The 15,425-nt window shown below is 57.8% G+C and carries 12 protein-coding genes; 4 read left to right on the top strand and 8 right to left on the bottom strand.

Translation table 11 applies throughout. The annotated features are described in order from the left end of the window. Nucleotides 1-33: 33 nt before the first annotated feature. Both GS632_RS12330 and GS632_RS12325 read left to right on the top strand, forming a co-directional pair. A complete protein-coding gene (locus GS632_RS12330) occupies nucleotides 34-612 on the top strand; it encodes a nitroreductase family protein (protein ID WP_171238542.1) in 579 nt (192 codons plus the stop codon). Further along, nucleotides 609-1,307, top strand: a complete 699-nt coding sequence (locus GS632_RS12325; protein WP_171176090.1) for an EI24 domain-containing protein — start codon at nucleotides 609-611, stop codon at nucleotides 1,305-1,307. Before GS632_RS12330 ends, GS632_RS12325 begins: the two co-directional genes overlap by 4 nt. Nucleotides 1,308-1,314: 7 nt before the next feature. Here the strand turns inward: GS632_RS12325 and GS632_RS12320 are convergent, their stop codons facing one another. Beyond that, nucleotides 1,315-1,587, bottom strand: a complete 273-nt coding sequence (locus GS632_RS12320; protein WP_171091626.1) for a DUF1467 family protein — start codon at nucleotides 1,585-1,587, stop codon at nucleotides 1,315-1,317. Nucleotides 1,588-1,612: 25 nt separating this feature from the next. Further along, nucleotides 1,613-2,017, bottom strand: a complete 405-nt coding sequence (gene mce / locus GS632_RS12315; protein ID WP_109313240.1) for a methylmalonyl-CoA epimerase — start codon at nucleotides 2,015-2,017, stop codon at nucleotides 1,613-1,615. Between the two features lie 135 nt (nucleotides 2,018-2,152). On the opposite strand from mce, the gene GS632_RS12310 reads away from it, so the two are divergent. Next, nucleotides 2,153-2,872, top strand: coding sequence for a response regulator (locus tag GS632_RS12310; RefSeq protein WP_171238541.1), 720 nt, complete (start codon nucleotides 2,153-2,155; stop codon nucleotides 2,870-2,872). 181 nt (nucleotides 2,873-3,053) lie between these two features. Here GS632_RS12310 and aspS read toward each other — a convergent pair whose 3' ends face one another. The 4 genes from aspS to GS632_RS12290 all read right to left on the bottom strand — a co-directional run bounded on the left by aspS (nucleotide 3,054) and on the right by GS632_RS12290 (nucleotide 7,306). After that, a complete protein-coding gene (gene aspS / locus GS632_RS12305; RefSeq protein ID WP_171238540.1) occupies nucleotides 3,054-4,829 on the bottom strand; it encodes an aspartate--tRNA ligase in 1,776 nt (591 codons plus the stop codon). Between the two features lie 79 nt (nucleotides 4,830-4,908). Next, nucleotides 4,909-5,580 carry a CPBP family intramembrane glutamic endopeptidase gene (locus GS632_RS12300; RefSeq protein ID WP_348540087.1) on the bottom strand — a complete coding sequence of 224 codons (672 nt, stop codon included), beginning with the start codon at nucleotides 5,578-5,580 and terminating at the stop codon, nucleotides 4,909-4,911. After that, nucleotides 5,577-6,224 carry an aminotransferase class IV family protein gene (locus GS632_RS12295; protein ID WP_171176097.1) on the bottom strand — a complete coding sequence of 216 codons (648 nt, stop codon included), beginning with the start codon at nucleotides 6,222-6,224 and terminating at the stop codon, nucleotides 5,577-5,579. Before GS632_RS12295 ends, GS632_RS12300 begins: the two co-directional genes overlap by 4 nt. Further along, nucleotides 6,179-7,306, bottom strand: a complete 1,128-nt coding sequence (locus GS632_RS12290) for an aminodeoxychorismate synthase component I (RefSeq protein WP_171235624.1) — start codon at nucleotides 7,304-7,306, stop codon at nucleotides 6,179-6,181. The genes GS632_RS12295 and GS632_RS12290 overlap by 46 nt, the downstream gene beginning before the upstream one ends. Before the next feature lie 178 nt (nucleotides 7,307-7,484). Between GS632_RS12290 and carB the strand changes: the two genes are divergently transcribed. Next, nucleotides 7,485-10,829 carry a carbamoyl-phosphate synthase large subunit gene (carB, locus tag GS632_RS12285; protein WP_171176108.1) on the top strand — a complete coding sequence of 1,115 codons (3,345 nt, stop codon included), beginning with the start codon at nucleotides 7,485-7,487 and terminating at the stop codon, nucleotides 10,827-10,829. Nucleotides 10,830-10,851: 22 nt separating this feature from the next. On the opposite strand, the gene GS632_RS12280 is transcribed toward carB, so the two are convergent. Both GS632_RS12280 and GS632_RS12275 read right to left on the bottom strand, forming a co-directional pair. Next, the gene (locus GS632_RS12280; protein WP_171238539.1) at nucleotides 10,852-12,156 is read right to left on the bottom strand and encodes a glycoside hydrolase family 108 protein; all 1,305 of its coding nucleotides are present in this window, start codon (nucleotides 12,154-12,156) and stop codon (nucleotides 10,852-10,854) included. Between the two features lie 222 nt (nucleotides 12,157-12,378). Further along, nucleotides 12,379-15,423, bottom strand: a complete 3,045-nt coding sequence (locus GS632_RS12275) for an efflux RND transporter permease subunit (RefSeq protein WP_171722029.1) — start codon at nucleotides 15,421-15,423, stop codon at nucleotides 12,379-12,381. Nucleotides 15,424-15,425 lie beyond the last annotated feature (2 nt).

Raw genomic sequence — 15,425 nt, 5'->3', positions numbered from 1 at the left:
CATACAACGTCGTGATGTAAAGAAGGTTAACATATGTCCCTGAAGAACCCCGCCGCTCTGGAGTTTTTACAGGCGCGCCGGTCCCGGCCCGCCAAAACACTGATTGCACCGGCCCCGACACGGGACGAACTGCTGCCTCTGCTGACCGCCGCCGCGCGCAGCCCCGATCATGGCAAACTTGAGCCCTGGCGCTTTGTCGTTTTGGAAAAAGGTGCCATGTCACGCCTGGCGGCAATGACCGAGGCGTGTGGTCAAAAGCTGGGCAAAAGCAGCGAAGACATCGCCAAGGCACGCAGCCAGTTTGATATGGGGCACTTGGCGGTGGCCGTGATTGAAGTGCAAAAACCGTCCGAAAAAATCCCCGCTATTGAGCAAACCTATTCGGCTGGCGCAGTCTGTCTGGCCCTGCTGAATGCTGCGCTGGCGGCAGGTTGGGGCGCAAACTGGCTGTCTGGCTGGCAAACGCATGACCGCGACTTCTGCGCTGAAGCCTTTGGACTTGCCGAGAATGAACGTGTGGCCGGGCTGATCCATATCGCGACCGAAGGATCGGTACCGCCCGAACGTCCCCGACCCGACGTGGCTGCTTTGACGGAATGGATCACCGAATGATCATCCTGAATGCCTTTTTCAACGCACTCGGACAGATCGGCGATCCGAAGTTCCGGGGTGTTCTGCTGCGCGGCGTTGGTTTGACGATCCTGCTCCTGATTGCCGCCTGCGCTGGGGCGATCTGGTTGATCAACTGGTTGTCCGGAAATGAAATTTCCCTGCCCTTCATCGGCGCTGTGCCCTGGCTGAACGACGTTTTGAATTATTCCGGCATCGTATTGGTCCTGATTCTGCCGGTTTTCCTGATGGTACCTGTGGCCTCGGCGATCACCTCGATTTTTCTGGATGAGGTGGCACAGGCGGTCGAGGACAAGCATTTTCCATCCCTGCAGCCCGCACGGCGTATTCCGGTGTCGGAGGCGGTACTTGACGGTCTCAGCTTTCTTGGCGTGCTCATTGTCGCCAACCTGCTGGCGCTGATCCTCTATGCAATTTTCACACCGCTCGCGCCCTTTATCTTCTGGGCGATGAACGGGTTCCTGCTGGGTCGAGAGTATTTCACGCTGGCCGCTATTCGCAGGGTCGGGCGCGACGGAGCGCGCAAGCTACGTGCCAAACATGCAACAACCATCTGGGTGGCAGGCACCTTGATGGCAATTCCACTGTCCGTACCGCTGGTCAATCTGGTGATTCCAATTATAGGTGCAGCCACGTTCACCCACATTTATCACGCGGTGTCAGGCCCAAGGGCCTGACATTGGGTCAGCGGGGCTCTAGCTGGTTCAACCAGTCGAAATCCCGGACCGAGATCAATCCCGATAAAATAATACCCGCAATGATGGCCCACAAAACCACGGAAATGCCGGTTGTGATCCACATCTTTTTCTTCATGTGGTGCACTTCCGGCGCGCCAGCATGGGTGCCAGGGACAATATCACCCAGATCGCCTTGTGTTTTTATGCGAACGGGCAGAACGATCAGCAGCGTCAGAAACCAGATGACTGCGAAAAGTACAAGTGCGGCAGTAATGGTCATTTCAAACCCTCCGGGGTTTGGGGTGTTACACCTGCTCCAGCTCGACGAGGCAGCCGTTGAAATCCTTGGGATGCAGGAACAGCACGGGCTTGCCATGCGCACCGATCTTGGGCTCGCCTGATCCCAGAACACGGGCACCTGTTTCTTTCAGGTGGTCGCGCGCTGCGATAATGTCTTCGACCTCGTAACACACATGATGGATGCCGCCGGCAGGGTTCTTTTCCAGAAACCCGTTTATCGGGCTGTCATCACCCAGCGGGTAAAGCAGCTCGATCTTGGTATTGGGCAATTCGATAAACACAACCGTGACACCGTGATCCGGCTCATCTTGCGGTGCGCCGACCTTGGCGCCCAGTGCATTGCGGTATTGCTCGGACGCCGCCTCAAGATCCGGTACGGCGATGGCGACGTGGTTCAGGCGTCCAATCATGTCTCACTCCTATGTCCTGCTTTTCATGGGTTATGGGGGCTGTTTCGTGAAAGGACAAGTGCGCCAAATCGCGCGTTAACGTCGTGTTAGCCAGAAGTTCCTAGCGTGAAGCATCTGCTGGATAGGAGAGCTGCCATGGACGATTCGGGCCTACTTGCCACCACCACCGTCACGCCCACCGCAACGCGGCCTTTGCTGGGTCAGACCATTTTGGTTGTTGAAGACAGCCGCTACGCTTGCGACGCGATCCGCCTGATGTGCCTGCACAGCGGTGCACGCATTCGCCGCGCGGATTGTTTGAAATCGGCCCGACGACACCTTCAGATCTATCGCCCCTCGGTCATACTTATCGATATGGGCCTTCCAGATGGGTGCGGGGCCGACCTAATTTCTGAGCTGGCCGAAGCAACACCCCGTATCGGTGTCATTATGGGCCTGTCAGGCAACGATACCTACGAAAGTAGCGCTCTGGCCGCCGGAGCAGACGGGTTTTTGTCCAAGCCGATCAAATCAATGGCTTATTTTCAGAAATCCATTCTGGAACGCCTACCCGAAGACCGGCGACCAAGCGGCTTACATGCGATCCGGGATGAGGTTATCGAACCTGATCCAATGGCCTATCAGGACGACATGGCCCATATCGCCGATGTTCTGACAGGACCCAACGACCATCACACTCTGGATTATGCCGCCCAATTCCTGCAGGGCGTCGCACGGGAAGCCGGGGATAACCCTCTGGCAGAAGCTGCGCGTAAACTTGCTTGGTCCCGCGCAAACGGCGCGCCCTTTACCGTACAGGCGGCGCAAGTCGCTGGGATGGTTCAGTCTCGCCTGGAACAGCGAGAGGCGATCTGAAAATGGTGACGGCCTACTTCATAACCGCAACGCTCGTGTGCCTTTGGGCATATCTTCAGACACGTCATGCTGCCCGCAGTATTCGGGTCAACCGAGATCATCTGGAAAACCCACTGGACTAACAGACGGAACGTTTCCAATCGCCAAACGAAAACCGCCCGCTTGATGCGGGCGATTTTTCTTAGTCCTGAGGGATAATGCGTAGACCAAGCTCCATCAACTGATCCGAAGTAGGATCAGAGGGCGCATCCATCATCAGATCTTCGGCACGCTGGTTCATCGGGAACATCATGACTTCGCGGATATTGGCTTCGTCCGCCAACAGCATGACAATCCGGTCAATGCCCGCAGCACAGCCACCGTGCGGCGGTGCGCCGTAGTGGAAAGCGTTGAACAGAGCGCCGAAGCGGGATTTGACCTCATCCTCGCCGTACCCCGCCAGTTCAAAGGCTTTCAGCATGATTTCAGGCTTGTGGTTCCGGATCGCGCCGGACACCAGCTCGTACCCGTTACAGGCCAGATCGTACTGGTATCCGCGCACGTCCAGAGGATCACCATTCAGCGCATCCATGCCACCCTGCGGCATCGAGAACGGGTTATGTTCAAAATCGATCGCGCCGGTTTCTTCGTCCTGCTCGTAGATCGGGAAATCCACGATCCAGGCAAAAGCAAAGCGGTCTTTCTCGGTCAGGTTCAGTTCTTCACCGATCACATCGCGCGCTTTGCCAGCGACCTTTTCGAAGGCTTTCGGCTTGCCACCCAGGAAGAACGCGGCATCGCCCACGCCTAAACCCAGTTGCTGACGGATCGCTTCTGTACGCTCGGGGCCGATGTTCTTGGCCAGAGGACCAGCGGCTTCCATGCCTTCGCCCTGATCGCGCCAGAAGATATACCCCATCCCCGGCAGACCCTCTTTCTGGGCGAACGCGTTCATGCGGTCACAGAATTTACGGCTGCCGCCGGTCGGAGCGGGGATGGCGCGGATTTCGGTGCCGTCCTGCTCCAACAGTTTTGCGAAGATTGCAAAACCAGACCCGCGGAAGTGGTCCGAGACCACTTGCATTTTAATGGGGTTCCGCAGGTCGGGCTTGTCGGTGCCGTACCACAGCGCTGCGTCCTTGTAGGAAATCTGCGGCCACTCCTGATCGACTTTGCGGCCGCCTCCGAACTCTTCAAACACGCCGGTCAGAACGGGCTGGATCGTGTCGAACACATCCTGCTGCTCGACAAAGGACATCTCAAGATCCAGCTGGTAGAAATCGGTGGGCGAGCGGTCTGCGCGCGGGTCTTCGTCACGGAAGCAGGGCGCGATCTGGAAATACTTGTCGAAACCCGACACCATGATCAGCTGTTTGAACTGCTGCGGGGCCTGCGGCAGGGCGTAGAATTTGCCGGGATGCAGACGCGACGGTACCAGAAAGTCACGCGCGCCTTCGGGCGAGGATGCAGTGATGATCGGCGTCTGATACTCGCGGAAGCCCTGATCCCACATACGTTTACGCATGGATGCCACAACATCCGAACGCAGGGTCATGTTGCGCTGCATCGCCTCGCGGCGCAGGTCCAGATAGCGATAGCGCAGGCGCGTTTCCTCGGGGTATTCCTGATCGCCAAACACCATCAGCGGCAGTTCGTCGGCCGCACCCAGAACCTCTAGCTCTCGCACGTAAACCTCGATCTCACCGGTCGGCAGTTTCGGGTTCACCAATTCGACATCGCGCGCCTTGACGGTGCCATCAATGCGAATACACCACTCGGACCGGACCTTCTCCAGCTCGGCAAAGGCCGCGCTGTCGCCGTCGCACAGAACCTGAGTTACCCCGAAATGGTCGCGCAGGTCGATGAACAGCACGCCGCCGTGATCTCGAACCCGATGCACCCATCCGGACAGGCGGACAGTTTCACCGACATTTGCGGCGGTCAGAGCGGCGCAGGTGTGGCTGCGATAGGCGTGCATGGATCATATCCCTTCGGGCGCAGAATTCGTCGCGCCGATACACCCTGTCAGGCCCGGAAAGTCAAGGCGGGTCGCCTCGTCAAAACGGCCTTTGCACGTTGCCCGAGTAGAAATAGACACCCAGCCCAACCGCAAAGATGATATTGCCCGCAATCGCGTGCAGCAGAACTGCGTAGAAGAATGAGCCGCGCTGCCGGTAAGCCCATGTAAACAGAAGCCCGCCCGCTAAGGTCATGAAGGCAACAATCCAGCTCCAATACATAAGATGCGCGAACGAGAATATCGCCGCATTCAGCAGATAGGCCGCGCGCCCCTTTGGCAGGATCGCGTGGTACCGGCGAAAGAACAGAGGGCGGAACAACAGCTCTTGCGGCAAAGCCGACAAAAGCGGATAGCCAACCCAGATGAAGGCCAGCATATCAGGCCGATGGATTGCCAAGAAAAACGCGGCGTCCGGGCGCGTCATCTGGATTAGCCCTACGCAGAAAACCGTCACTACTACGGTGAACAGCAACACCTCGCGCAAAGACCAATTGGCCCATTCATAACGCAGTTCGGCCCAGTGAAAGCCAGGTGTCTGATGCAGCAAAACGATGCCCAGCCCGGTCAGCGCGAACAGCGCCGGAAACATCCAGTTAGGCGGAAAGAGTACGGCAATCAACAGTGGCAGTCCGATATAGAAAAGGCCAAATTCCAGCCTCAGCCGCGGCAGCGCAACCGGCGGTCCGATCATCGTGCTGTCTTTAGTCACGTGTCTATCAGCTCCACCCGGATCAGCCCGCGCAATGAATTGCCTACATAAACAGTTTGCGCGTTTTTCAGGTCGGTCAAGGTCAGCACGGCCTCGGTCACTGTTTCTTTATCCAGCAGTTCTTCGCGCAAAATGCCCGGCAACAGCCCGCAGGACAGCGTAGGTGTCTGGAACCGACCATCGGGCATCTTGGCAAACAGGTTCGTGATCGTCCCCTCGCACAGCTCGCCTAGTTCGTTCAGGAACAGCAACTCATCTATACCTGCCGGCAGAGCCGCCCGTGCCGAGTCGTAAAGCGCACGGTGGGTGGTCTTGTGCCGCAACCAAAGGTCGTTGGACGCCAAACGGTTCTCGGATACGGCCACGCGCCAAACCGGTGGATTCTCAGCCAAGGCACCAATGGTCAAGTCAAACGCACCAGCAGAGTCCAGCGTCAATCGGCAGCGCAGCGCGGTTTCGCCTTTTGCGGCGGTCAGCGCGGCTACGGCTTCTTCCAAGTCAAAAGGAAACCCAAAGACCCGTGCCGTGCGGGCCATACGAGCCAGATGGCGGCCCTGCCGCACGAATCCCTCGTCTGGCCGGAAGGCCAGGGTTTCGATCAGGCGGAAATCAGGCTCATTTGCCGGGCAAAGCGGGCTTTCCATAGCGCCTCCTCGTATTCTGAAGGGGCAGTACTGTCCCAAACGAGGCCACCACCCACATTCAGCGTGGCGCGATCATCCTCAAGCATCAGGGTGCGGATAGCCACGTTGAACTCGGACCGGCCATCCGGCGCGGCCCATCCAATGGTGCCACAATAGATGTCTCGCGGCCAGGGTTCCAGCTCGGCCAGAATTTCCATCGCGCGTATCTTGGGGGCGCCTGTAATCGATCCGCACGGGAACAACGCTGTCAGAATCTCACCCAGCCCCACGTATTTGTGCAACTGAGCACGCACCAGAGAGACCATCTGGTGCACAGTGGCGTAGGTCTCGACCTTGAACAGCTCGGGCACATGCACCGATCCGGGAAGCGCCACGCGGCTGATATCGTTGCGCAGCAGATCAACGATCATCAGATTCTCGGCACGGTTCTTTTCATCCGAGGTCAGAAAGGCCCGACGCAGTGCGTCTTCTTCCAGGTCATCGCTGCGCGGCTGTGTGCCCTTCATCGGACGGGTTTCAATCTTGCCACCTTCGTCCGTGCGGAAGAACAGTTCGGGCGACCGGCTGAGCAGATCCGGCAACCCGTCCTGCTGCACCAGCGCGCCATGCCCCACCGGTTGCCCGGCGACCAGCGCCGCATAAAGCGATTCACTTTCGCCTGAAACCGTCAGGTCAATGGGAAAGGTCAGGTTGGCCTGATAGATATCGCCTGCGCCGATAGCATCGTGCACGGCGCGGAATGCCTGAGTATAGCGCGCCTCATCCCAGCGCGGTTGAAAGTCGCTGACCTCGCCGCTGGACATTGGCAACGCTGCGCGATCCGGCGCGTCGTACACCCCAAAGCACAGCAAAGGCAGACGGCGGTCCTTGGGCAACAGGTTCAGCAGCCGGGGTTCCAACGCGTAACCAAGCTCATAGCTCGCATAGCCCGCCACCCAGGCACCGTTCACGCGCGCCTCATCCAGCGCCGCCAGAGCCTGGGGCACCTCTTCCGCCACATCCGCGCGGATGATCTGAGACGGGCGCTGAAACCGGGTGCCACGCCCGGCCGGTCCCTGATCGAAACGAATACGCACTTGCATCCTCAATTGCCGTAAGGGGCCGTATAGAGGATACTCCGCCAAGTGAAAGAGGGGAAAGCGGCAATTTCGCCCCTGTTTCCGATACCCCTTGAACCTTTTTGCGCGGTCCCTATAACGCAGGACAATTTGGGCACTGGGGCGGTGCCCTGACTCGCGGACAATCGAAGGAACAAGGCCAATGCCGAGAAGAACCGACATCCAGTCGATCATGATCATCGGGGCGGGCCCCATTGTTATCGGCCAGGCCTGCGAATTCGACTACTCCGGCGCTCAGGCGTGTAAAGCCCTGCGCGAGGAAGGCTACCGGGTCATTCTGGTGAATTCGAACCCTGCGACGATCATGACCGATCCCGGTCTGGCAGATGCCACCTATATCGAACCGATCACCCCCGAAGTTGTCGCTAAGATCATCGAAAAGGAACGCCCTGATGCTCTGCTGCCCACCATGGGTGGTCAGACCGGCCTGAACACATCGCTCGCACTGGAAGAGATGGGTGTGCTGGACAAGTTTGGTGTCGAGATGATCGGCGCCAAGCGTGACGCCATCGAAATGGCCGAAGACCGCAAACTGTTCCGCGAGGCAATGGACCGGCTGGGTCTTGAGAACCCCAAAGCGACGATCGTGACCGCACCTAAGAAAGAAGACGGTTCTGCCGATCTGGAGGCAGGTGTGCAAATGGCGCTGGACGAGCTGGAAGAGATCGGCTTGCCCGCGATCATCCGCCCTGCCTTTACCTTGGGCGGCACAGGTGGCGGTGTGGCCTATAACCGCGAGGATTACATCCATTTCTGCCGTTCGGGCATGGACGCCTCGCCGGTGAACCAAATTCTTGTCGATGAAAGCCTACTGGGCTGGAAAGAGTATGAGATGGAGGTGGTGCGCGACACCGCTGACAACGCCATCATCGTTTGCTCCATCGAAAACGTCGATCCGATGGGTGTGCATACCGGTGACTCGATCACCGTGGCCCCTGCCCTGACGCTGACCGACAAGGAATACCAGATCATGCGCAACGGCTCGATCGCCGTTCTGCGCGAGATTGGGGTCGAGACCGGCGGGTCGAACGTGCAATGGGCGATCAACCCTGATGACGGCCGCATGGTCGTAATCGAGATGAACCCGCGCGTGTCACGCTCTTCGGCGCTGGCGTCCAAGGCAACCGGTTTCCCGATTGCCAAGATCGCCGCGAAGCTGGCCGTCGGATATACTCTGGACGAGTTGGACAATGACATCACCAAGGTTACGCCAGCGTCGTTCGAGCCGACAATCGACTATGTCGTTACCAAGATCCCGAAATTCGCGTTCGAGAAGTTCCCGGGGTCCGAGCCCTACCTGACCACCGCCATGAAATCGGTGGGTGAAGCGATGTCCATCGGTCGCACCATCCACGAATCGATGCAAAAGGCGCTGGCTTCGATGGAATCAGGCCTGACAGGCTTTGACGAGATCGAAATCCCCGGCCTGAACGTGGGCGTGTGGGAGGAAGCCGACGACAAAGCCGCTGTGATCAAGGCGATCAGCCAGCAAACGCCAGACCGTCTGCGCACCATTGCACAAGCGATGCGTCATGGTCTGACTGACGACGAGATTTTCGGTGTGACCAAGTTCGACCCCTGGTTCTTGGCCCGCATCCGCGAGATCATTGACGCCGAGCGTCAGGTTCGCAGGGACGGCCTGCCCGTCACCGAAGACGGTATCCGCAAGCTGAAAATGCTGGGCTTCACCGATGCCCGTTTGGGCAATCTGACCGGCCGTGACGAAGACAACGTCCGCCGCGCCCGCCGCAATCTGGGCGTCAACGCCGTGTTCAAACGCATCGACACCTGCGCCGCCGAATTCGAAGCTCAGACGCCTTACATGTACTCGACCTATGAGGCCCCGATGATGGGCGAGGTCGAATGCGAAGCTCGCCCGAGCGACCGTAAAAAGGTCGTCATTCTCGGCGGCGGCCCGAACCGTATCGGTCAGGGTATCGAGTTCGATTATTGCTGTTGTCACGCCTGTTTCGCGCTGACCGAGGCGGGCTATGAAACCATCATGGTCAACTGCAACCCCGAGACGGTCTCGACCGACTATGACACCTCGGACCGTCTGTATTTCGAGCCTCTGACGTTTGAGCACGTCATGGAAATCCTGACCAAAGAGCAGGAAAACGGCACGCTGCACGGTGTGATCGTTCAGTTCGGTGGTCAAACCCCGCTAAAACTGGCGAACGCGCTTGAGGCTGAAGGTATTCCGATTCTTGGCACCACCCCGGACGCCATCGACCTGGCCGAAGACCGCGAACGGTTCCAGGCGCTGGTCAACGAACTGGGCCTGAAGCAGCCCAAGAACGGCATCGCGGCGACTGACGAACAAGCGCTCGATATCGCTGAAGAAATCGGCTTCCCACTGGTCATTCGCCCCTCTTATGTCTTGGGTGGCCGAGCGATGGAAATCGTCCGCGATATGGATCAGCTGAAACGGTACATCAACGAGGCCGTAGTGGTTTCGGGTGACAGCCCCGTTCTGCTCGACAGTTATCTGGCTGGCGCGGTGGAGCTGGATGTCGACGCGCTGTGCGACGGTACTGACGTCCACGTCGCCGGCATCATGCAGCACATCGAAGAGGCAGGCGTTCACTCGGGTGACTCCGCCTGTTCACTGCCGCCCTATTCGCTGTCCAAAGAGATTATCGACCAGATCAAGGATCAGGCGTTCAAGCTGGCCAAAGCGTTGAACGTTGTTGGTCTGATGAATGTGCAGTTCGCGATCAAAGACGATGAGATCTATCTGATCGAAGTGAACCCGCGCGCTTCACGCACCGTGCCATTTGTCGCCAAGGCGACCGACAGCGCGATTGCCTCGATCGCAGCGCGCGTCATGGCAGGTGAGAAACTGGCCAACTTCCCGATGCGCCCTGCCTACAAGGAAGGTCAGGACACCAAGATCGCCGACCAGATGACGCTGGCCGACCCGGATATGCCGTGGTTCTCGGTGAAAGAGGCTGTGATGCCCTTCGCTCGCTTCCCTGGCGTAGACACCATTTTGGGCCCGGAAATGCGTTCGACCGGTGAAGTCATGGGCTGGGACCGCGACTTCCCGCGCGCTTTCCTGAAGGCGCAGATGGGCGCGGGGATGGTGCTGCCGTCGTCGGGCCGTGCGTTCATTTCAATCAAGGATGCCGACAAGGGCTACGCCATGCAGGAAGCGGCGCAGGTTCTGGTGGATCAGGGCTTTACCCTGGTGGCCACGCGTGGCACCCAAAGCTGGCTGGACGAGCAAGGCGTTGCCTGTGACGTTGTGAACAAGGTCTACGAAGGCCGCCCGGACGTTGTGGACATGCTGAAAGACGGTCAGGTGCAGTTGGTGATGAACACCACCGAAGGCGCGCAGGCGGTCGAAGACAGCAAGGCCATCCGGTCCATCGCGCTATATGACAAGATCCCTTATTTCACCACCGCCGCCGGAGCGAACGCCGCTGCGCTTGCGATCAAGGCGCAGGCCGAAGGGGATGTAGAGGTAAAGTCGCTGCAGGGCTGAAACTGCCCTGCGCACCCAGCCCTCACACGTTCAAAAACTTCAGCGCGTCAGCTTCGATCGAGTTTGTGCGGTTGGTCCAGCCTTTGCCGAATTTCGGGAAATGGGGCAGGCTCTGATAGTAGTTCAGCCGCAGTTCGCTAAAGCGTCGAATGATATGGGCGGGATCCACGGCCTTGACTGCGGCAAGCGTTATTGGGCCAACTTGGCCATCCTGTGCCACACCGACGATTCGCTGCAAGAGTTTGCCGGATCGGCTTGTTCCCGCATTCACGCCAAAGTCGAACGCAACCAGATCAACGCCCGCCGGAAGATCGTCGCAACTGAGTGCGTTCCAGTAGTTTGCCCGGTATATTTGTTTGGCTTCTTCGACGCTGAGATCCTTTACGTCTTTCTTGGTAATCGGTGCCTTCCGCCAGGATTTCAAAGTATCGAATGTAATGCCCATGTTCGTGGCGCCGCCGGGGTCGTCCGGATCATCGACATAGCCGCCTTCTTTGCTGAGGATGATATCCACGCAGCGGGGAAAATTGTTTTCATTGGCAAACTTCTTCTCTTCCTGCGGCGCAATCACGGTTGGAACTGCCGCGGGCTGATTTGACTTGACCGTATTGACCAGCATCCGGGTGCGCTGTTCTTCTGCTTCGAACTGCTGAGCCTGGGCCTTGAAGTTGTTGATGTCCTTCTGCTTGGACCCTTGCGACGACCCCAGCCAGAAACTGACAACCGTGGCAAAAGCAGCGGTGAGCGCGCCGATCACAATGTTGATTATCTGAAACAGGCGTTCCCCGAATGGGTTATCGGGCCCGCTACTGAACGCTGGCAGGTTCTTTCCCATCAGCAAAAGTCCAAGCACGACAAAGAAGCCCAGAATTATGACGATGGAAATTATGGGTTGCGCCCAGGCCAGCTTGCTTCCGGTTTCTGCAAGTTGGGCGAACCGCCCGCGCGCGTCCTGCGTATCTGCGATTTCCTCTTTGAACACGTTAAATTGCTGCTGCTGATCTTCTTTGTTTGCATCAAGCTTGGCTTGCATAACGCTCAGCGCATGAGTCTGGTTCTTCTCCAGTTGCGCAAGCTCGAAAGCGCGTTGCTCAGCTTCTTCTTTTGCCGCGATCTCGGCAAGCTTCATCCGCAGGTCTGCAGCAATTTGCGGATCCTTGGCCAGAATGTCCGCAACTTCTTCCGGGTCTTCTTTCTTTGTGGTTTCCTTGACTGCACTGATTACTGCGTCTGACACGGTATCAACTGACTGCCTGTGCTTCGCACTCAGCACAGATTTCAGGATTTCGGGCAGGATGTTGGACGCTAAAACGATTAAAGGGCTCATACCAAAACTTCCCCCAAAGTATGTGAATAAACTTATAAAAGGGAACTATAACACAACCGCGCGAAAAAGTCGCTTTCCAGCGCATGTTTACCCCGAATGCGCAGGTCCCAGACAATCTGCGGGGCTGGTCGCCTACCGGCTTCAAGTTGCAAACCCGCGTGGTTCAGGCGGCCTTGCCCAAAACCAACGTGTGGCTTTGGGCATGGACCAGATTATGCAGATTTAGGCCACGACGGTTTCCGATTTTGCCTCTTCCCGCTTAAAGAAAAGCAGGTAGAACACCGGCGCGGCGACCATGGTCAGGGCGGTGGCAAAGGCCAAACCGCCCATGATCGTCACCGCCATCGACACAAAGAACGCATCCGTCAGCAGCGGCGCCATGCCCAGAATGGTGGTGACCGCCGCCAGCATCACGGGGCGCAAACGGGATACCGACGCATCAACGATAGACTCGCGTAGGGGTTTGCCCGTGGCGCGGACAAGGTCAATCTCTTCCACCAAAACAATGCCGTTCTTGATCAGCATGCCCGACAGGCTGAGCAGGCCAAGAAGTGCGGTAAACGTAAAGGGCAAGCCGGTTCCCAACAGGCCAATCACCACGCCATTCACCGACATCGGCACCAGCAGCCAGATGATGATCGGCTGGCGGATTGCGTTGAACAGCAGGACCGAGATCAGCACCATGATCAGCAGGCTCAGCGGCAATTGCTTGCCCAGGCTTTCCTGCGCATCGCGTGAGTTTTCAAACTCCCCGCCCCATTCCATCTTGTATCCGGGGGGCAGCTCGATAGCCTCGATGGCGTCGCGGATTTCGGCATGGACCTGCGCGGCCGTCAGGTCGGGTGGGATGTCCGCGCCGACTGTGATGGTCAGAACCCGGTCACGACGATGCACCAGTGTATTGAGCGATTTGTACTCGAAGCCGTCGACCATCTGTTCGATGGGCACAAACTTCTCGGACTGATCCGAATACACCACCTGATCGACGATTGAATAATCCCCATCCGCCGGTCGGCGCAGGATGATCGGGATCAAACGGTCTCGTTCACGCAACACACCACCCGTGATGCCGTCGGTCGAGAATTGCAGCGTGGCGGCGATATCTTCGCGCGTGACACCTGCGGTCTGCGCCCGTTCCGTGGCATAGATCGGCTGCACCGCCAACTCTTGTTCACGCCAGTCGTGGTGAACAAGCAGCGCGTTGGGCGACGCCGCTGCCATACGCTGAACCGCCTCGTCGGCAAGCTGACGCAAAACAACCGGGTCACTGCCCGAGAACCGGGCCTGAATCGGGTCTCCACCACCGGGGCCAAAGACCAGACGCTTTGTGCCGAACTCACCTTCGGGGAACTCAACAGACCCGAACGCTTCCAGATCCGCTTGCAATGCCGGGATGTCATTCAGGCTTTCGGTGCGAATGATCATATGCCCATAACTCGGGTTCGGTTTCTCCGCCGAATAGGTCAGCATGAAACGTGTGGCTCCCTGTCCAACGAAAGTTGTGACGGAAACCACGTCTTCGCGTTCAGCCAACCATTCTTCGAACACCGCCATATCCTTTGCCGTACGCGCAATCGGTGTGCCCTGAGGCAGCTTGTAATGGACAAAGAACAAAGGCGTGTTCGAGTTGGGAAAGAACTGCTGTTTCATCAGCCCAAACCCGGCGTAACACACCACCGTTACTCCAATGAGACCTGCGACAACCAGCCAGCGGAAGCGCAGCGCAAATCGTAGGATCGCGCCGTAGACGCGGAACAGAATGCCTCCGTAAGCATCAATTTCACCTTCTTTGCCTTGCTTGAAGAAGTAGTGCCCAAGCAAAGGTGTCACGGTGATAGCCAGTATCCAGCTAAGCAGCAGCGAAATGCCGATCACCGCAAACAGCGAGAACAGAAATTCACCCGTTGCATCCGGGCTGAGGCCGATCCCTGCAAAGGCCATGATACCGATTACGGTGGCCCCCAGCAGCGGGATCTGGGTTTTCGATGCAACATCTTCGGCAGCATCGCGCGAGGATTTACCGCGCAACATCGCGATTTGCATCCCTTCGGCCACCACGATGGCGTTGTCCACCAGCATCCCCATGGCGATTATCAAGGCCCCAAGCGAAATGCGCTCCATCTCAATCGAGAAAAGCGACATGAACAAGAGCGTACCCACCACGGTCAGTAACAGGGTTGAGCCCACAACAATGGCCGCACGCCACCCCATGAAGATACCCAGCACGGCAACCACGATGGCCACCGACATGGCAAGGTTCACAAGGAAATCGTTCGAGGCCTGCTCGACCACAACGTGTTGCTGGTAGATCGGCAGGATATCGACACCGAAGGGGATATTGGTGTTCAGGTCGGCGAATTTGGCATCGACCCGCTTGCCAACTTCGACGATGTTTTCCGTTGAAAGCCCGGCGATGCCAAGGGTAAAGGCTTCGGTCCCGTTATAGCGGATCACGATATCGGGATCGTTTTGGCGGGCACGATACACGTCGGACATATCAAAGAGGTTGATCACCTGCCCCTGTGAGCCAACCGACAAACCGGCGATGGCCGACACGCTGTCGGACCCTTCAGCCGTCAAAATAGGTGTCCGACCGTTTTCCGAACGCAGGGAACCCGAAGAATTTACTGAATCCGCATTGGCAATGGCCTCGTTGATCGCTTGAAGCGGGACGTTCTGGTTTACCGAGATCGCCAGATCAGGTTCCACAAAAATCGCTTCGTTGGGCAGGCCCTGTACTTCAACATCCGCCACACCTTCCACGGCCAACAATTCTCGCCGCAGGAACGTGGCCAGATCATGCTTTTCGGCGTCCGAGAAGCCCTCTGCAGTGACGGCATAGAAAAGGCCAAAAACATCGCCAAATCCGTCATTTACAAAAGGCTGGCCAACGCCAGACGGCAAACTTCGGGCGGCGTCGCGCACCTTGGCCCGCAAGCGGGTCCAGATGTCTGGTAGTTCGGAGCCGTCATATGTTGACTTGATCTCAACCTCGATCAGCGATTGCCCGGGTTGGTTGACCGAGGTGATAACGTCCACCTCACCCATTTGCTGAATGGCGGATTCAAGCGGTTCCGAGACCTCCAGCGCCACCTGTTCCGCTGTGGCACCGGGGTATTGCGTGGCTATAACAGCGTTTTTGATCGTGAAGGCCGGGTCTTCCAACCGGCCCAGCGACAGAAAACCCCAAATGCCACCAAAGAGGGCTATGAGTATGATCAGCCATGTGTATAGCGGCCGATCAATCGAGGCACGAGCGATGTTCATCT

It is taken from the genome of Ruegeria sp. HKCCD7296, from assembly GCF_013110775.1.
Classification (GTDB): Bacteria; Pseudomonadota; Alphaproteobacteria; order Rhodobacterales; family Rhodobacteraceae; genus Ruegeria.
Note: the sequence above shows the minus strand (reverse complement) of the source record. Positions and strands in the feature narration are given on the sequence as shown.